Annotated in this window: 20 protein-coding genes and 1 pseudogene; 10 read left to right on the top strand and 11 right to left on the bottom strand. The window is 38.4% G+C overall.

Annotated features, from left to right (window positions below; all coding sequences use genetic code 11):
• Position 1: 1 nt before the first annotated feature.
• The 8 genes from ATS72_RS15995 to ATS72_RS15960 all read right to left on the bottom strand — a co-directional run bounded on the left by ATS72_RS15995 (position 2) and on the right by ATS72_RS15960 (position 5,910).
• On the bottom strand, positions 2 to 430 hold the full coding sequence (locus tag ATS72_RS15995; RefSeq protein ID WP_006794850.1) for a nuclear transport factor 2 family protein: 429 nt from the start codon (positions 428 to 430) through the stop codon (positions 2 to 4).
• A 1-nt stretch (position 431) separates the two neighbouring features.
• Positions 432 to 1,826: a deoxyribodipyrimidine photo-lyase gene (gene phrB / locus ATS72_RS15990; RefSeq protein ID WP_058429230.1), complete on the bottom strand. Its 1,395-nt coding sequence runs from the start codon at positions 1,824 to 1,826 to the stop codon at positions 432 to 434.
• Positions 1,826 to 2,779 (bottom strand): YbgA family protein, encoded by a 954-nt coding sequence (locus ATS72_RS15985; RefSeq protein WP_058429229.1) that lies wholly within the window; start codon positions 2,777 to 2,779, stop codon positions 1,826 to 1,828. The genes phrB and ATS72_RS15985 overlap by 1 nt, the downstream gene beginning before the upstream one ends.
• An 8-nt stretch (positions 2,780 to 2,787) precedes the next feature.
• Positions 2,788 to 3,468, bottom strand: coding sequence for a ChrR family anti-sigma-E factor (locus ATS72_RS15980; RefSeq protein ID WP_058429228.1), 681 nt, complete (start codon positions 3,466 to 3,468; stop codon positions 2,788 to 2,790).
• Positions 3,461 to 4,084 (bottom strand): sigma-70 family RNA polymerase sigma factor, encoded by a 624-nt coding sequence (locus ATS72_RS15975; RefSeq protein ID WP_008129206.1) that lies wholly within the window; start codon positions 4,082 to 4,084, stop codon positions 3,461 to 3,463. Before ATS72_RS15975 ends, ATS72_RS15980 begins: the two co-directional genes overlap by 8 nt.
• A gap of 67 nt (positions 4,085 to 4,151) precedes the next feature.
• The gene (locus ATS72_RS15970) at positions 4,152 to 4,730 is read right to left on the bottom strand and encodes an LON peptidase substrate-binding domain-containing protein (protein ID WP_074210178.1); all 579 of its coding nucleotides are present in this window, start codon (positions 4,728 to 4,730) and stop codon (positions 4,152 to 4,154) included.
• Positions 4,731 to 4,965: 235 nt separating this feature from the next.
• On the bottom strand, positions 4,966 to 5,238 hold the full coding sequence (locus ATS72_RS15965; protein ID WP_006794865.1) for a hypothetical protein: 273 nt from the start codon (positions 5,236 to 5,238) through the stop codon (positions 4,966 to 4,968).
• Between the two features lie 339 nt (positions 5,239 to 5,577).
• A complete protein-coding gene (locus ATS72_RS15960; RefSeq protein WP_008129213.1) occupies positions 5,578 to 5,910 on the bottom strand; it encodes a hypothetical protein in 333 nt (110 codons plus the stop codon).
• Between the two features lie 151 nt (positions 5,911 to 6,061).
• Between ATS72_RS15960 and trhA the strand changes: the two genes are divergently transcribed.
• The 8 genes and pseudogenes from trhA to ATS72_RS15910 form a co-directional block, all read left to right on the top strand.
• On the top strand, positions 6,062 to 6,691 hold the full coding sequence (gene trhA / locus ATS72_RS15955) for a PAQR family membrane homeostasis protein TrhA (RefSeq protein WP_039037401.1): 630 nt from the start codon (positions 6,062 to 6,064) through the stop codon (positions 6,689 to 6,691).
• 693 nt (positions 6,692 to 7,384) lie between these two features.
• Entirely contained in the window at positions 7,385 to 7,990 is a 606-nt protein-coding gene (locus ATS72_RS15945) for a hypothetical protein (protein WP_058429225.1), read from the top strand.
• Positions 7,991 to 8,099: 109 nt separating this feature from the next.
• Positions 8,100 to 8,531, top strand: a complete 432-nt coding sequence (locus ATS72_RS15935; protein WP_139295590.1) for a hypothetical protein — start codon at positions 8,100 to 8,102, stop codon at positions 8,529 to 8,531.
• Positions 8,532 to 8,651: 120 nt separating this feature from the next.
• Positions 8,652 to 8,963, top strand: coding sequence for a hypothetical protein (locus ATS72_RS15930; protein WP_058429222.1), 312 nt, complete (start codon positions 8,652 to 8,654; stop codon positions 8,961 to 8,963).
• Entirely contained in the window at positions 8,953 to 9,438 is a 486-nt protein-coding gene (locus tag ATS72_RS15925; protein ID WP_058429221.1) for a hypothetical protein, read from the top strand. Before ATS72_RS15930 ends, ATS72_RS15925 begins: the two co-directional genes overlap by 11 nt.
• A gap of 129 nt (positions 9,439 to 9,567) precedes the next feature.
• Positions 9,568 to 9,903, top strand: a complete 336-nt coding sequence (locus ATS72_RS15920) for a hypothetical protein (protein WP_139295589.1) — start codon at positions 9,568 to 9,570, stop codon at positions 9,901 to 9,903.
• 120 nt (positions 9,904 to 10,023) lie between these two features.
• Positions 10,024 to 10,284 (top strand): hypothetical protein, encoded by a 261-nt coding sequence (locus ATS72_RS15915; RefSeq protein ID WP_058429219.1) that lies wholly within the window; start codon positions 10,024 to 10,026, stop codon positions 10,282 to 10,284.
• Between the two features lie 84 nt (positions 10,285 to 10,368).
• Positions 10,369 to 10,509: pseudogene (locus ATS72_RS15910) on the top strand (IS3-like element ISCps9 family transposase); the annotation flags it as partial.
• A gap of 90 nt (positions 10,510 to 10,599) precedes the next feature.
• On the opposite strand, the gene ATS72_RS15905 reads toward ATS72_RS15910, so the two are convergent.
• The gene (locus ATS72_RS15905; RefSeq protein ID WP_039037404.1) at positions 10,600 to 10,905 is read right to left on the bottom strand and encodes an MGMT family protein; all 306 of its coding nucleotides are present in this window, start codon (positions 10,903 to 10,905) and stop codon (positions 10,600 to 10,602) included.
• Positions 10,895 to 11,797, bottom strand: a complete 903-nt coding sequence (locus ATS72_RS15900) for a LysR family transcriptional regulator (RefSeq protein ID WP_006791785.1) — start codon at positions 11,795 to 11,797, stop codon at positions 10,895 to 10,897. The genes ATS72_RS15905 and ATS72_RS15900 overlap by 11 nt, the downstream gene beginning before the upstream one ends.
• A 122-nt stretch (positions 11,798 to 11,919) precedes the next feature.
• Between ATS72_RS15900 and ATS72_RS15895 the strand changes: the two genes are divergently transcribed.
• Positions 11,920 to 13,002: an efflux RND transporter periplasmic adaptor subunit gene (locus ATS72_RS15895; RefSeq protein ID WP_058429218.1), complete on the top strand. Its 1,083-nt coding sequence runs from the start codon at positions 11,920 to 11,922 to the stop codon at positions 13,000 to 13,002.
• Between the two features lie 2 nt (positions 13,003 to 13,004).
• Positions 13,005 to 16,082, top strand: coding sequence for an efflux RND transporter permease subunit (locus ATS72_RS15890; RefSeq protein ID WP_058429217.1), 3,078 nt, complete (start codon positions 13,005 to 13,007; stop codon positions 16,080 to 16,082).
• Between the two features lie 92 nt (positions 16,083 to 16,174).
• On the opposite strand, the gene rluF is transcribed toward ATS72_RS15890, so the two are convergent.
• Positions 16,175 to 17,140 carry a 23S rRNA pseudouridine(2604) synthase RluF gene (gene rluF, locus ATS72_RS15885; protein ID WP_058429421.1) on the bottom strand — a complete coding sequence of 322 codons (966 nt, stop codon included), beginning with the start codon at positions 17,138 to 17,140 and terminating at the stop codon, positions 16,175 to 16,177.
• Positions 17,141 to 17,172 lie beyond the last annotated feature (32 nt).

The following is a 17,172-nucleotide window of genomic DNA, read 5'->3' as shown; positions in this document are numbered from 1 at the left end:
ATTAGCCCGCCCTCTTATCAATGTAACTAACCACACTACCTAGAATTGGAATATGCTTGTAAAGTAGTTCGCCTACGTTGAAATAATCACGATGCTTAACAATTTTATCATTATCAAAAATTAGCTTACTGTGGCCCTGCACAGATATGGTTTTGCCAGAGGCCAGTTTGGGATGTGAATAATGCATTGTCCAATAAACAAATGCATTGTTGTTGATACCAAACGAATCCGTTATATCAAATTGACAATGCTTAACATTGCTATATAAATTTGCAAAATAGTCACGCAAACTTTCAATGCCGTTAATTTCGTGCATCGGATCAATAAATTGAATATTGTCGGCATAAATGTCACTTAATAAGTCCAAATTAGAGCTATTAAGTTGCTGGTAAATATCAACAAATTTATCTACTGGTAACTGGTTATCCATATCATACCTTAAATGCAGCGAGCGCACGTTCACGTGCAGCTTTGTGATCAACAATTGCTGGCCAGTAACATTCACTTCCCTTGCCCGTTGCAGCTAAGTAGGTATGCGGAAAATGAATGTGTTTATCTGGCACATTTTCAAGCTCAGGCAAATACTTACGTATAAACTTACCTGTTGGATCAAAGCGCTCACTTTGGGTAATAGGGTTGAAAATCCTAAAATACGGTTGTGCATCACACCCTGTGCTTGCAGCCCACTGCCAGCCACCATTGTTAGAAGCTAAATCGCCATCAATAAGGTGCTGCATAAAAAAGCGCTCACCTTCACGCCAGTCAATTAATAGGTGTTTAGTTAAAAAACTGGCCACTACCATTCTTAAACGGTTATGCATCCATCCAGTTTGCTTAAGCTGTAACATAGCTGCGTCTACGAGTGGGTAACCAGTTCGACCTTCGCACCACGCGTTAAATTCTTTTTCACTTTTTCGCCATTCAACAGGATTGTATTTCTCGTTAAAGTTTTCACCACGAGAGAGCTTCGGGTACTCTGCAATAAGATGCCTGTAAAACTCTCGCCAAATAAGCTCGTTAACCCACGTGAATGTTTTACTTTTTGATGTAGTCAAAATGTCGGGGTAACGTTGCTGTATATTAATTAGCAACTGCTTTGGGCTAATAATGCCCAGCGCTAAATACGGGCTCAAACCAGATGTACCTTTAATACTGGGGATGTCACGCTGATCGTCGTAGCTTGTTAACTTATCGCAAATAAAATTATCAACAACGGTTAAAAGTGTTTCATCATCAACAGGCCATTTATCCGAACTACCATCGCTTTCAAGGTACTGGCTTTTTTCAATTTTTATAGGGTTTTGCTCTAGTGGCCATTGAGCCAGGCTAAAGTGAGTATCTTGATACTGTTTTAACCATGCGCGTTTAAATGGTGTGAATACTTTATACATTTCATTACTTTGGTTTTTAACGCTACCAACAGGCGCAATTAAATCTCCTTCGTATAATGTAAAGGTAATGGAACGTTTGTCACACTGTGCTAAAACAGCTTTGTCTCGATTTACTTCGTTAAGCTCATATTCTGTATTAGCAATAATATGCTGAATATCATGAGTTTCACAAAACGAAAGTAGCTCAGATTCACAATCACTAAAACTGGGAGCGTTTATTACATTAAGCGTTATGCCGAAATTGGCAAGTTGCTCTTGCAAATAAGTTACACGTCGCTTTAGTAGATCAATTTGTATTGGCGCTGCTTGGTGCTGTTGCCACTGCTTTTCGCAAACAAAAAAAATGGCGTGTTTAGCGCCATTATTTAGCGCTTCTATTAACGCTTCATTCGAAAAAAGGCGCAAATCGCGCCTAAACCAAAATAATGTATTCATTAAATACCAAATCGTAGTTTTAAATCATGAGGATAGGGATTAAAAAACACCTGTTTTTCTAGGTACTCTTTAGGGTGAACTTTTAGATGGTGCTTAAGTAAAGTAAGAGGCACATAAAGCGGCACTAAACCAGAGCGATACTCGTCTATTGCTTCACGTAGTTCTTGCTTTTCTACCTTAGCAAGGTCTTTTTTAAAGTAACCTTGTAAATGCATTAACGTATTACAGTTATTACGACGAGATGCAGGTTTTTTAAGCCCTGTCATTAAGCCTAAAATGTATTCATCAGCCAATGCGTTTATATCATCACCAGCGTAGGTTCCAAGTAACTTGCCAAGCTCACGATAAGCTTGGTAATTGTGTGCCATTAATAAATACTTATGCTTTGCATGGAATTGCGTTAAGTGATGAACACTTAATGGATCTTTTACAAGCTGCTGCCAACTGTTTAAAACGTACACACGCATTACAAAATTTTCACGCAGGTGTATGTCGTTTAACCTACCATTTTCCTCGCAAGGCAAAAGTGGGTTGTGCTTCATAATTTGTTCTGCAAAAAAACCAACGCCCTCTGAGGTGTTACCCGTCCCAGCCTCGTTGTATATTTTTATACGCTCCATGCCACAACTTGGGCTTTTGGCGCAAAATACAAAACCACTCAACTCTTTAGCTTGCTCAGTAGCAACCTTTTTACCGTATTCAGTTAACTGCGGTCCAACATCACCGGAGCCATCAGGACGGCAAACTTTAATTGTGTCGCCAACTCGAACTTGGCGAATTGTAGGTCGAGGAATTGGTAAGCCAACCGCAACCTCAGGACAAAAGCGTGTGTATTCAACATGCTTTGCAAGTTCGTCCATACAAAAGTTTGACCTTTTGTGACCTGTATCAAATCTAACTTTTTCGCCTGCTAAGCAGGCGCTTATACCTATTTTTATTGTAGTTTTTTGCATGTAATCTCTTAGTAGATTAAATTACCAATTGGATTTAGTAATTTACTTAGCCCTTTATTAAAATGTAGCGCACTGCTCACAACTGTAAAGCATAAACACCCATCTTTTGTTATTGGCGTGTGTTGATGACGACCATCTTGCCAAATAAAGTCACCTGGCACGTAGTGTCCGTCTTCATCACAAAACTCACCGTCAAGTAATAGGGTTATTTCAAAACCTGTGTGCGTATGTTCAGGAATTTCACCGCCCGCATCTATGTGCAGTAAACTTGAACGTAATGCACCATCATCTAGTGCTACACGTGAACGGGCTAATTTGCCAACTTGAGTAAACTTGCTGTGCGAAATACGAGTCAGAGCACGAGGGAGTTGGTAATTGTGATCATTTACACTTACTTTAACTGGCTCTACTTCATACACTTCGTCTACAGAATCGTCTGCAGTAATTAAGTCAAGCACATTCATATCAAACTCTTCAAGCAACTGAGATTGATTATTAACTGGTTGCTCAAAAGTTTCGGTGTCTTCACTAAACAGAGCATCTGCGTTGCTTGCTTCTATTTTTGCTACTTTTTCTTGGCAAACAGGACACATATCTACATGTATCGAAACTGCAAGGCTCAAAGAGGCACTTAACGACGCTGAACAATACTTTGTAAGTAGTGTTTCACTCGGGTGATGTTTAATCATGCTGATCTCCCATTTCATTACGTAATTTCTGCAAGGCTAAACGTAATCGTGATTTTACCGTGCCTACTGGAATATTAAGTTGTTGAGCTAATTGCTCTTGCGACATATCTTGAAAGTAAACACCACGAACAACCTCACGTTGAGCGATGGGCAATTTATCAAGGTAGCGTTTAATTTGTTTGTCTTCTAAATGGTCAGTGTATTCGTGATTTGTGTCTTCAGAATCATTAATTAAAGGCCAAATGTCTTCGCTGATGTTTTCTTCTTTATTGCTCTTCATTTTACGAAGCATATCAAATGACGCATTACGCATTACTGTATAAACCCACGTAGTAGCAGCACCCTTATCGCTGTTGTATAAGTGTGCTTTACGCCATACAGACGTTAATGTTTCCTGTACAAGCTCCATGGCTTGTGCTTCAACACCAAATTGCTTTATTCCAAAGCGCTTAATTTTTGGTGAAAAGTATTCAAATAAATAGGCAAATGCTTTTTTATCACGGTCTTGTGCAACCGATAGTAATGCTTGCATAAGTTCAGAACTAGGCGTTTCTGGCATGGCAGTATACTTACCTGTATTAGGTTCACAACGAGTTGACTGTTGTTGACTTACCATAGTAATTAATCCCATTATTGTTTTGATAAAGGTAATACGTGCAATAAATGGTACGAGATCACATTATTTAGGCAAATTCGTTATTAATTACAGTATGGAGGAAATTAAGTAAGTTATCAAAGTTAGTTTCGAACGCAAGTTGTTGTTTTTTCTCGATCGAAATAGGTAACAACTCAAGCCAACGGGCAGCTATCCAAGCTAAGTTATTAAAGTGAGTTGTTTTGTAAAGTAGGTTAAGTTCAGGGTTACCATAAAAAACGTTACGCAATGCGTCATGCAATAAAAAATGCTCACCAACTTGTTTGTTTTTATCGCTATACCAGTAAGGCGTTTTGCAATCAGATATTAAACCATGGCGAAGCTCTTCTTCGTCTTGGTAAACATCATTTATTTGAACACTTTTAGACGCAAAAACATCAATAAGCAGCACGTCATTATCGTCTTGGTCAAAGTCGATTATATCAACCAAGCATCCTTGGGCGCTAATGTTAAAAGGTGTGTCATGCTCAAACGTACATAGCACAAACCCCGTGTTATTTTTTAATGCGGTTTTAACCATGTTTAAATAACGAGGTTCAAAAATACGCAAACGCGTATAACCTTCAGGTAAAATAAAAATGGGTAATGGGAAAATCGCACGTTTCATAAAGTCTACTTCTATCAATAACACTGCCTTTATTTACGTGCGTTTTTAATAAGTCGATCAGCTTTAAGTAAACCGAATTAATTGCATTACACTTAATTGGTTAAATATTAAGCCACCCACCCATACTCTTTAGTGCTTGTACAGATATATACGCAGTTATAATACTCACTACGGGTGCCAACATAAGTGCAAATAATCCAAGCTCGGTACTCATCGCCTTATTCCTTTAAGTTGCTTATTTTACGTTATTAACTGCAGGGTCTTTACTTTCTGCCGCTTCATTACTCACTAAATCAGCAGGCTCAATTAACGTTTCCAGTGTTAATTTTGTATCAAAATAAAGTGTTTCTTTTATAGATTTTTCAAGCTCAATGGTGGTTTGCTTAATGTAGGTAGTTACACTGTTTGTTAAAATATCAGTTACATCTAGGTCCACTTCTGTCGCGTTTACTTGCGAAGAACCTAATACTAATAAACTAGCCATAGCGATTTTAATTGAATGTTTCATAATGGTATTCCTTGTTTGTGTATTGTTTAGACGTAGTTATATACTCAAGGGTTGTGCCAAGATGAAAATAAAGTTTAAATCGCTGATATTAATAAAGTTTTAATGAGCTGGTTAATTTGTTGAAATTCAGGGAAGGTTAATTTAACCACGTAATTTTATTTTTTAGCCACTTTTTAGTTAAAAAATAAATAGGGGTATGCTTAATTTTTTATGCTAGCTAAAAAATTTAAATACAAAATGGCACGGTGAATTACAAAGTCATTACGAAAAAAACACAACTTTAAATAATGGTATTGAAATAACAAAAAAGTGAATACAAAAAAATGGGGAGGCCTGGGTTTACTTTTTACCTAAACGATAGGCATCAACCATACTCAGCACCCAAATAATTATCATAAGTGGCAAATATTTGTACTCTGCAAGTTTTGCACATGCCAGTGACGGCTCTTTTGCAGCACCTAAAATAGAGGTGATGGTCATCGGTATTTTTCCTGCCACAATTTCATTGGCTGTACATTGTGCAACGGCAAATATATCTTTCATCGTTAAAATTAATAATACCGAAAACACACCAGCAAATATTGCACCTATTAAATGTTTTTTTAACGAAAAGTGTCCTGCCCCTGGGTAAATAATGGCTGTTAGTAATGCGGCTTTTAAATTTGCTTTCATGGTTATTAACTTGAGTTTTGTTGTAAATAGGCCAACCCATAGTGAATTATTTTTGTTTAAAATCAAGAAAAAGCTTTAACTTATACAGTGATTGAAACTTTCAGCGTACACTTGTACACTAAACGAAAATTAAATAGTGGTAGGAGCAGTAATGTCACTCGACGCCCCTTATTCTCGTAAAGAAGAACAGCTCAATGTTATAAGCCACGCACTCGGTATTTTTTTTGCTGTTTTTGTTATGTGGGATTTATTTAACCAAGCAACCAGCACTAAAGCCAATATAAGTACCGCAATATACGGTAGTAGCTTATTTATACTATTTTTATCTTCAACACTATACCACGCGAGCGTGCAACCTAAGTTGCGTGCCTTGTATAAAAAGTGTGACCACTGCGCCATTTATTTACTTATTGCAGGCACATACACTCCTTTTTTATTACTCTCACTATCGGGGGCCTGGTCATGGGGTACACTCAGCTTTATATGGACCGTTGCGATTGCAGGTGTTGCATACAAAATACTTGTTAAAAATGGTAACAAAAAAATATCCCTAGCCACCTACCTACTCATGGGGTGGTTTGCATTAGCAATTATTTATCCGTTGTATTCAAGCATTGATGTAAAAGCTTTGTATTGGCTACTCGCTGGCGGAATTTTTTATAGCGCAGGCACATTATTTTACAGCGCTAAAACAACTCAATTCAGTCACGCAATTTGGCACTTATTCGTAATAGCTGGTTGTATTTGTCATTATATTTCGATCAGCACCTACGTTTATTAATGGCTACTTAGAGCTTTAGTTAACAGTTACTTTTTAATTTCGTCAAAGTATATTGCTTGCATAGTCAGGAAAACGACCCAATCGCTCGTTTTTATCTTGCATTAAAAACCAGAACGACTGTATTTTATTAGTATTAGCAAATGCTTAAGAAGTTTGTTACAAATGAGTAATTAAGACAAACAAGCGATGCTGTGGTAGAAATACGCGCGATTAGCTCGCTATAAACATGTTAAGTGCCTATGAAGTTTTGTGTCACATTATTGATCGCTACAGTATGCTTATTTTGGACATGCATACATAAACCTGGTGGTTCATTAGATTACGAGTTGGTAATCAAACCATCTCCATCTTTATTGTTAAGTATTGGCGGTGGTGAGGAAGGAAATTACAAACGAAGAATGGAGAGAGGTGAGTTTCCTAGTTGGTTGACCAACAATAATTATAAAGTTATTGCTCATGGTAGTCTTGAGTCAAAGACTCAATATTGGGAGTATATTCGATGGGCTTTAATTTCATTTGTTTTTATCGGTTGGTTAGTAGTGTTACTGTCAGCTTTTCAAAGAGTGCTAAAGGCACTTAACAAGCAAAATAAGCGGGACTTGTAATCGTTGGCTCGGTTTCGCTTCGCTACACATTTTAGCCAACAATTACTCGCCCCTTTTTTGGGCGTTATAAACCTTAAAAGGACGTATCGTGCAAAAAATCATAAAATTAGCAATTACCATTTTAACCCTCAGCTTTTTAGGTGGCTGCGCTTCCACTTTAAAGCCAACTGAGCTGCAATCAGTCAAAACTGTTGGCATCATCAATCAATTTCCTGACACACCAAACTTTGTAACTATTGGAACCACAATATTTAATAATGAGTATGCTCAAGTAAATGATCCAACTTTTTCTAAGCTATTAACTGATTCGGTTATCAACAGGTTAAAAAATAAAGGGTTTCAAGTTCAACTGATTGAAGAGGCTCAAAGACAAAAATATGACATGATCATTGAGCTAATACCCCGTGATGTTTATGCAACTCCGGGCACATACGGCTATGGCGTCAATCAGCGGTCTGCTTTTGGAAATGCGATGCAGGCTAACACTTATGTAGCTTTGAATATCGCGCCATATATTAACGGTAAGAAAAAATGTAGTGCTTGTTATCTACAAAAGCTGATGCCTATTAACATTGAAGAATTACCAGCAACATGGGATGAGCTCTCTGACGCGGATAAACAGCATGTTTCTGAAGTACTAAGAAAAAACATAGAATCGTCTATAAACGAAATATTAATGCAAACAGGTTTATAACAAGCCAATTATGGCATGGACGCAAAACGCTTGGCTTGCGCTCCTTCGTCGCTAGTTTTAGCCAAGCATTTATGCGCCCCATATTGGAGCGTTATGTGTACAGGAAAGTATGAAGCAAGTTTTAATCACAGTATTGTTATTTATTTCATTGCAAAGTTATGCTCAGGAGATAAAGGTAAACCCTGGCAAGTATTCAAACTATTACCATATGAAATATGAACTGCGCTCGGGACAGTATGAATTAAATACTGAGTATGGATTTAATAAAGGTGGTCAGTTTGAAGTGTATGTGCCAAAAGAGCACTTTCCTATCGCTGCTCCAAATTGCAACGAAAACATAATAATTCGAATGCCATATTCTGAATCAGAAGCAAAAAAACGTGCTCTATTTGATTCGCTGGTTTCTTCACAAAACGTCACCGTTACACTAGAACTAAATCCTTACATAAATGTTTTAAAAACTGCGCCGCTGGAAATTGAGTTGCAATATTGCAATGTGTTTTTTAGGCATCGTTCAGGTGACTATTTTGACCGGTTGTAAGTACACATAACAAACTGTTCAAGCGGGACTCCTAACAGTTGGCTTGGGTTCCACTTCGTGTCACTATTTTAAGCCAACTATTATCCGCCCCTTAACAGGGCGTTATAAATATTTGAAACTATGAAGTACCTGAAACAAGTTCTATTCTTCGCGACTTTATTGGTGTTTGGCCTATGGGGTTTTGCCTTCCTTGTTGATGCTATCAATAAGCATGCAGACTACGTCGCCACTGGGATTATTGAAGATTCGTTAGTTTCGAATGCTGCATATGACTTGGATACACTAACTAAAATTAGGGAGTCATTAGCACGCGGAGAGGTTGAAGAGGCAAATGCTATCATCGACCAGCAAGTTGAGCTCAAGATGGAAATGCTAAAAGCTTGTGTGTCGGAAGCCTGTATCAACCTCAGGGATAGTCGAAATGTGCGATGATATTTATAACAAACGGCCGTTGATGCCACTGAAAAGCGTGGCGGGACGCGCAAAAAGCGCGCGCCCCAAGGCCGGGCGTTATATGCCTAAGGTGTTTACTTTGCGTTTAGTTATTTTTTTGACATTCTTTATTTTATTGGGGTGTTCTGAACAACAAGAAGCCGATACTAAAATTACCAAACAAGCAGTAGATAAGTGGAATGCCAAAATCGAAGAGCAACTTCAAATATCCACTGAATATAACGACTTTGAAGTTTGGTTATCTTCAAATGCAATAAAAGACGACAAGATAAGTAATATGGTAAAAAGCCTTTCTGGAATTTCTAACTCAGTAAAATTAGATAAGATAGTAAGCAAAACAGATTTGAATTGTTACAGTAATATATCTTTGCAATTTGAAGTGTCAGGGGATTCAATTGTTGTAAATTATAAAGTTAGTGCTACACAAGTATGCAGGTATAAAAACGGCATATAACAAGAGCATTAAGGCTCGTAAACTCGCTCGGACAATTAACAATGGGCTATTGTCGCTGCGCTCAATAATTTTAGCCCTTTATTAATCGCCGCTTATGCTGGCGTTAGGTTAATGAGGAAATCCATTAGTGTGTTTAAGCTAAATAAAACGGATAAGGAAATCTTACAAATTCTAAGGAAGATATTCCTTACTAAAAAAGTAAGACCGCTTGCTTCAGATGATCATCTAAGAATATGGATGATTCGGGTCTTCTTTTATATGTCTTTTGCGTTCATTATTTTAAAAATATTAATTGTTTTTTTTGGGCGTGAATTGCCAAGCGAATACTCAGCAATGGCAGCAACACCAATTGCATTTTTCTTTGGCACTTTATTTTTGTATATAAATTCAGAATCCGAAAATACTAGTATTTTAGTTTTTAGTTTAACTTGGGTTTCTATTGTCGTTGCTCTATTTATGGCTTAAATTCACCTAACAAACGCTTTAACCAAAGGACGCAAAACAGCATGCTTGAGCTCCTTCGTCGCTAACTTTAGCCTGCTATTTTTCGCCGTTTAAGCGAGGCGTTATGTGTAAAGGTATGTTTTGAGTGAAGTCGAAGTTAAGAAAAGTTTCAAAGTTATATTTACTGGTGTATTTAGTACAGTATTAACTGCTGGCTTTTTGTTTGTTGTTAGCTTTGCGTTAATACCCGATTTTGGCTTTTCAATACCAGGATTTTTTGGCTCATATTATCTAAACGTTAAAGGTTTACTAGTTTACGCAATTGATTTTTATGCCTTGTGGGCTGCATATAAAAAGAATGAACAATATTACGTAAAAAAACATTTAGAAGAACAGAAGTAATTTACACATAACAATTTGTTTAACAAGGACAATGCTCCTCACCCGTTTTAGTGGACACCTCCTCATTACTTTGAGGAGGCTAATATCCCTAGATATACTCAACCTAGAAAGAGATGGTTTTACCCCGTTAATTGCAAAATCAAATTAGTCAAACTAAGCTTACGAGACGATGCCATATCACTGGATGTTGCCGAGGCTTTAGGTGTTCATCCGTTAATACTGAGTACTTAGCAAAAATATCTAGAAGGTATTTTACTGTGCCGTATGGCACTAATTTATCGGACCTACACTGGCAATTAGCCTAAAGTGTTAACTTTACTGCCATCTACACTCACGCATATTTACTTTGTCGTTTTTAAAAAGCACACCTTCTGATAATAACTTTTGACGCTGTTCTTGGTACTTGTTACTGCCTACAGGGAACGCTATTTTACCTTGGCTGTTTACAACACGATGCCATGGAATAACCGAATCACTTGGCATTATTTTTAATAAACGGCCAACTAAACGTGAGTTTTGCGGAAATCCAGCCAACGTAGCAACTTGACCATAGCTTGCTACTTTTCCTGCTGGGATACCGGCTATTACAGTATAAATAAGGGTTTCTTTTTCAATATCCATTTTTATCAGCGTAAGCCTTACTTAGTTGTTTAAATTGCTCCCATACAGTGCGTGCCACAGGGCCATGATGAATAGCATGTTGCCTAAACGCTCTTATTTGTGCGCTAAATTTATGTTCGCGGTCTGTAATATGGATTTCTTGTAGTAAGCCTGCTTTTATTTCAGGTTTGCAATGCTCTAGGCTCATCATTGCCCATCCGGCCCCTGAAAGTAAAAACGACTTTAAAGTTGCTACGTCGTCTATTTTCATCATTGCAGAACCTTTAGAGTAAGATAGCCTATCGCTGTCTATGCTTAAATCGCTTTCAAACATAGCTAAACACGGATAGGTTTGTAATTGTGTGTATGTTAACTGTTGGGGTAATAACCCTTTAGCACTGACTATACCAATGTCGAGCTTACCTATGGGCACGCTTTCTAAGTCACCTGTAGCATGAAATAAATCAAACCAGGGGCCAATACCTAGCTCTGCTTGCCCACTATTAACTTGTTCTAACGATACAAACCGTTTGCCACTGGTAATACAAAACTCTGTACTCGTAAACTGCCTAAAAGTATTACTTATGATCTTGTTATAACTTTGTTTATGACAGAGCTGTTCGTAACAAATTCGATATTGGGGTTCATTTCCTAACGAAAGCTCTTCTGCGAGTTTGGCAAGCTCGTCATTTGCATGCAGTAACTGTTGTGCCTCACGATGAAAAATACGTCCTTTTTCAGTAAGCTGTAACCGGTACTTAGTTCTATCTAGCAGCTCAAAGCCTATTTGTGCTTCTAAGTTTTTTATAGCCAACGTTAGCGCGGGCTGTGTTTTATGAAGCTTTTGCGCAGCACCGCTCAAACTTGCGCTTTGCACTATGGCATCTAATATTACTAATTGATTCAGCTTCATATACCGCCTCAAAACATTATAAGTAAAACTTATTGAGTCTCTAAAATTTAATGAATTTTATTTTATATGTTTGCAGCGTATCCTGCACTTACTTATTTTGCCAATATTGCAATGGAGAAGACATGAAACTCTTTCGTCTATGTTTACTAACAACGACCCTACTTAGTTTAATTGCCTGTTCTGAGCCAGAACAACTAGTTAAAGAAGAGCCAATTCGCCCTGTTAAGTTGTTCAATATTGGTCATGACTCTCAAATTAATATTCGTAGTTTCCCTGCTGAGGTGGTTGCAAACCAAGGATCTTACCTTGCATTTAGGGTAAACGGAGAACTTATAGAGTTTCCAGTTCTTGCTGGGGAACACGTTGAAAAAGGCGATTTACTAGCCAAATTAGACCCTGAAGATTTTCAGCTCCAGTTTGACGAACGTAAAGCACGTTACGAACTGGCAAAATCGCAACTGAGCCGAATTGAACAATTATTCGAGAAAAAAATTACTAGCCAATCTGAGCTCGACCAAGCAACAGCCAATATGCAAATTGCTGAGTCGGCATTTAAAATTGCTGAAACCAACCTAGAGTACAGTGAATTGCGAGCCCCTTTTGCGGGCACTGTTGCCAAAGTGTTTGTAAAGAATTTTGAAAATATTCAAGCTAAACAAGATATTTTGCGCCTAGAAACGCGTGATTTAATGGACGTAGAAATTCAGGTTCCTGAAAAAATAGTGGCACGATTCAAAAAAGGCACGGATTACCACCCTACTGTTAAATTTGATGGTTTTGAAGATAAAGAATACTCGCTCGATATTAAAGAATGGGACACCCAAGCCGACCCAGCAACACTCACTTATAAAGTGGTGTTTTCGTTACCCGTGCCTGATGACTTTAATTTACTAGCAGGTATGACTGGCCGCGTTTTAATTGATTTAAGTAAAGTAACACGTTCGCAGGTTGCTTACACAATACTCCCTATTGAATCGGTTTTTTCTGATCCTCAAGAAGCAATTAAAAATAATGCCTATGTTTGGCTTTATGATGAAAATACCGGCCAAGTCCATAAACAAGCTGTTGAAGTTGGCCAATTACACCATGATGGCATAGAGGTACTTAGCGGTATTAAAGAGGGCCAAATTGTGGTGTCTGCGGGTGTTCACTCAATTGAAGAAGGCATGAAAGTTCGTCCATGGAATAAAGAGCGAGGCTTATAATTATGAGCTTTGCACAATTTTCTATAAAGAAAAAAGTAATTAGTTGGATGTTTGCCCTGCTGCTTTTAATTGGTGGTAGCGTATCGTATTTTGATTTAGGTCAGTTAGAAGACCCTGAATTTACACTTAAACAGGCCATGGTTATTACCATGTACCCTGGCGCATCACCGCAGCAAGTCGAGGAAGAAGTTACTTTTCCACTCGAAAATGCAATTCAACAGTTACCCTATGTTGACCACGTGACTTCTATTTCATCCAACGGGAAGTCGCAAATTGCCGTGGAAATGAAGAGCACTTATCGAAAAGAGCAACTTCGCCAAATTTGGGATGAAATGCGTCGTAAAATAAACGATCTTTCTCCGTCTTTACCCAGTGGTGTTTACCCAAGTACAATTTTAGATGACTTTGGCGATGTATATGGTGTTTTATATTCTGTTGTAGGTGACGGCTATTCTTACGATGAACTAAAAGACTACACCGACTATTTAAAGCGTGAACTGGTATTAGTTAAAGGGGTAAGCAAGGTAACGATTGCAGGTGAGCAACAGCCGCAAGTAATGGTAGAAATATCTACCCGTAAATTAGCCCAACTTGGTATTGCCCCCAGCCATATATTTGCATTGTTACAATCTCAAAACACGGTGTCTAACGCAGGTAAGATTAGAGTGGGCGATGAGTCGATTCGTTTTCATCCCACTGGCGAATTTAAAGATGTTAAAGAGCTTGAAACTCTGCTGATTTCTAAACCTGGTGCGAACGAGCTTATTTATTTGGGTGATGTTGCCGAAGTATTTAGAGAGTACGCTGAAGTACCCACTAATGTAATTAGATACAACTCTGAGCAAGCGCTATTAATTGGCATATCGTTTATGAATGGCGTTAATGTGGTTGATGTAGGTAAACGTATTGATGCTCACTTAGCAGAACTTGAGTACCAGCGCCCGCATGGTATTGACGTGAATGCTGTATACAACCAACCAAAAGAAGTAGAAACCTCGGTAGACGGTTTTATTGTTAGCCTGCTAGAAGCCATTGCAATAGTGATTGTGGTACTCCTTATTTTTATGGGCCTTAAAAGCGGCATTTTAATAGGCGGTATTTTATTACTAACTGTTTTAGGCACCTTTATTTTTATGAAGTTGTTTGCCATAGACTTACAACGTATATCGTTAGGTGCGCTTATTATAGCTCTTGGTATGCTGGTAGATAACGCCATAGTGGTTACCGAAGGAATTTTAATAAACCTAAAACGTGGCCAGACCAAACTCAAAGCCGCAGTTAACATTGTTGAGCAAACTAAATGGCCACTATTAGGTGCAACTATTATTGGTATTACTGCGTTTGCGCCAATTGGTTTAAGCTCTGACGCAACCGGTGAGTTTGCGGGCAGCTTGTTTTGGGTGTTGTTTATATCGCTGTTACTTAGCTGGATAACCGCCATTACTTTAACTCCATTTTTTGCAAACCTTATGTTTTCAGAAAATGAATTTAAAAAAGATAAAAACACCGAAGACGATTCAGATAACGACCCATACCACGGGTTTATCTTTACAGGCTATAAAGCGCTATTAGATTTAGCAATGCACTATCGTAAGTCAACAATGATCCTCATGGTTGTATTACTGTGCAGTGCCGTAGTGGGGTTTGGTTCGGTTAAGCAGTCGTTTTTCCCTGCCTCAAACACACCTATGTTTTACGTAGATTACTGGCAACAACAAGGTTCGGATATCCGTGCCACACTAGATGGCATAAAGAAGCTTGAAAACTATTTGCAACAAGAAGAACTTGTAGAAGAAGTAACAAGTACAACCGGGCAAGGTGCGCCGCGCTTTATGCTTACTTATGCGCCTCAAAAGTCTTACTCGTCGTATGGACAACTTATTATAAGAGTAAAAGACCGCGAAGCAGTTGCGGTTGTTATGCAAAAGGTCCGAGATTATTCTCAAAATACACCGTTATCAGCTCAACTAAAAATAAAGCCTATGGAGATTGGGCCTTCTACTGATGCAAAAATAGAAGCCCGTTTTACGGGCCCTGACCCTGTCATTCTTAGAAAACTCGCAGCTGAAGCTGAAAAGCTTATGGCTCAAGATGACGGCGCATTTAATATTCGTAATGATTGGCGTGCGCGAACCAAAATGATTCGTCCACAGTTTAACGAACAAAAAGCTCGACGCTTAGGCATAAGTAAATCAGATCTGGATGATGTGTTGCTTACAAGCCTGTCGGGTAAACAGGTGGGTGTATATCGTGATGGTACTCAATTACTGCCAATTATTGCGCGCTCCCCTGCTAATGAGCGTCTTAATGTAGATAGCGTTCATGATTTACAAATATACAGCCCTGTTTTAGGTGTATTTGTACCAGTAACTCAAGTGGTAGATGAGTTTATCGTTGAATGGGAAGACAGCCTAATAATGCGTCGCGATAGAAAGCGAACAATAACGGTAATGGCCGACCAAAATGTGCTGGGAGATGAAACAGCCGCTAAATTGTTTGCCCGAGTACGAGGCCCTATTGAATCTATAGAGCTACCTCATGGGTACTCATTAGAATGGGGCGGCGAATATGAATCTTCTAGCAAAGCTCAAAAAGCTATATTTGGGTCTTTGCCGCTTGGCTACTTAGCTATGTTTGCTATTACGGTTTTACTGTTTAACTCATTAAAACAGCCTCTTGTAATTTGGGCTACAGTTCCACTGGCAATTATTGGTGTCAGTGCCGGTTTGTTAGCAATGAACGCGCCGTTTAGTTTTATGGGCCTACTTGGGTTATTAAGCTTAAGTGGTATGCTCATTAAAAATGGCATTGTATTAGTCGACCAAATAAACCTTGAGCTAAAAGCGGGCAGCTCACCTTACCAAGCGGTTTTTGATTCTGGGGTGAGCCGTGTGCGGCCTGTAGCAATGGCTGCAATCACCACAATACTCGGTATGATCCCTTTGCTGTTTGATGTGTTCTTTCAATCTATGGCGGTCACAATTATGTTTGGTTTGGGCTTTGCGACCATACTTACATTAATAGTAGTGCCTGTTTTATATACTATGATTTTTAGAATTGAATACCAACCACATAAGTAACGACATATTAAGTACTTAACTAAATAAAAATGCCACAGCGTAAACTGTGGCATTTTTTATAACTTAAATAAATACAGTGGTAATTGCTTAGCTTATTTTTTTAAACTTAGCTTAGTGCGTGCGCCTGCTTTATTGCTAGATGCACTATTTGCTTTTGCCGTTTTTGGTTTACCAACATAGGTTGTAGAGCGCTTTTGATATGGTGCATTAGTTCGATTATTTTTTTGCTCATCGCCTCGCTCTTTTTGCTTATTACGACGAGGGTTTTCACCCTGAAAGTCACGCTTAGGTGATATACCCGCATTTTTATCAACTTGCTTGTTAGTATCTATCGAGTGCTCTTGGGTTTTGCCTGAGTCAGCAATTGAGTCGTTTATTTGCGCCATTTCAACATCGGATAAATGACGCCATTGACCCACTTTTAAGCCTTTTAATGTTACATTCATAATACGAGTGCGCTTTAAAGTCACCACTTCGTAACCTAAATACTCACACATTCGGCGAATTTGGCGGTTTAACCCCTGAGTTAAAATGATCTTAAATTCTTTAGGGGCTGTTTGTGTAACCTTACACTTTTTGGTGACAGTATCTAAAATAGGAATGCCGTTGGCCATTTTAGATACAAATTGGCGGTTAAGGGGCTTGTCTACGGTGACGACGTATTCTTTTTCGTGGTTATTACCCGCACGCAAAATTTTATTAACAATGTCGCCCTCGTTAGTTAAAAATATTAACCCTTCAGAGGGTCTATCTAGGCGCCCAATTGGAAATATACGATCGGGGTAATTAACCGCTTTGACAATATTGCTTTGAATTTTACGTTCGGTTGTACACGTTATACCCACCGGTTTATTGTAGGCAATATAAACACGTTTAGGTGGTGTTTTTAATGGTTTTCCATCGACCAATACTACGTCGGTTGCTGCAACCTTCACGCCCATTTCTGGCGCATTACCATTAACTGACACACGACCTTGCTCAATATATTTATCGGCTTCACGGCGTGAACAAAAACCTGTTTCACTAATAAATTTATTTAAACGTTTTAATTCGGTCATATCACTTAATGGTATTAATTTTTTAGGGTCGC

This window comes from Pseudoalteromonas sp. 13-15 (assembly GCF_001468205.2).
GTDB classification, from domain to species: Bacteria; Pseudomonadota; Gammaproteobacteria; order Enterobacterales; family Alteromonadaceae; genus Pseudoalteromonas; species Pseudoalteromonas marina.
This window is presented reverse-complemented; position numbering and strand designations above follow the sequence as displayed.

Excerpts from the sequence above, each read along its gene's own strand:
- ATS72_RS15995 (WP_006794850.1), bottom strand. The coding sequence starts at position 430 with ATGGATAACCAGTTACCAGTAGATAAATTTGTTGATATTTACCAGCAA.
- phrB (WP_058429230.1), bottom strand. The coding sequence starts at position 1,826 with ATGAATACATTATTTTGGTTTAGGCGCGATTTGCGCCTTTTTTCGAAT.
- ATS72_RS15985 (WP_058429229.1), bottom strand. The coding sequence starts at position 2,779 with ATGCAAAAAACTACAATAAAAATAGGTATAAGCGCCTGCTTAGCAGGC.
- ATS72_RS15980 (WP_058429228.1), bottom strand. The coding sequence starts at position 3,468 with ATGATTAAACATCACCCGAGTGAAACACTACTTACAAAGTATTGTTCA.
- ATS72_RS15975 (WP_008129206.1), bottom strand. The coding sequence starts at position 4,084 with ATGGTAAGTCAACAACAGTCAACTCGTTGTGAACCTAATACAGGTAAG.
- ATS72_RS15970 (WP_074210178.1), bottom strand. The coding sequence starts at position 4,730 with ATGAAACGTGCGATTTTCCCATTACCCATTTTTATTTTACCTGAAGGT.
- ATS72_RS15965 (WP_006794865.1), bottom strand. The coding sequence starts at position 5,238 with ATGAAACATTCAATTAAAATCGCTATGGCTAGTTTATTAGTATTAGGT.
- ATS72_RS15960 (WP_008129213.1), bottom strand. The coding sequence starts at position 5,910 with ATGAAAGCAAATTTAAAAGCCGCATTACTAACAGCCATTATTTACCCA.
- trhA (WP_039037401.1), top strand. The coding sequence starts at position 6,062 with ATGTCACTCGACGCCCCTTATTCTCGTAAAGAAGAACAGCTCAATGTT.
- ATS72_RS15935 (WP_139295590.1), top strand. The coding sequence starts at position 8,100 with ATGAAGCAAGTTTTAATCACAGTATTGTTATTTATTTCATTGCAAAGT.
- ATS72_RS15930 (WP_058429222.1), top strand. The coding sequence starts at position 8,652 with ATGAAGTACCTGAAACAAGTTCTATTCTTCGCGACTTTATTGGTGTTT.
- ATS72_RS15925 (WP_058429221.1), top strand. The coding sequence starts at position 8,953 with ATGTGCGATGATATTTATAACAAACGGCCGTTGATGCCACTGAAAAGC.
- ATS72_RS15905 (WP_039037404.1), bottom strand. The coding sequence starts at position 10,905 with ATGGATATTGAAAAAGAAACCCTTATTTATACTGTAATAGCCGGTATC.
- ATS72_RS15900 (WP_006791785.1), bottom strand. The coding sequence starts at position 11,797 with ATGAAGCTGAATCAATTAGTAATATTAGATGCCATAGTGCAAAGCGCA.
- ATS72_RS15895 (WP_058429218.1), top strand. The coding sequence starts at position 11,920 with ATGAAACTCTTTCGTCTATGTTTACTAACAACGACCCTACTTAGTTTA.
- ATS72_RS15890 (WP_058429217.1), top strand. The coding sequence starts at position 13,005 with ATGAGCTTTGCACAATTTTCTATAAAGAAAAAAGTAATTAGTTGGATG.
- rluF (WP_058429421.1), bottom strand. The coding sequence starts at position 17,140 with ATGACCGAATTAAAACGTTTAAATAAATTTATTAGTGAAACAGGTTTT.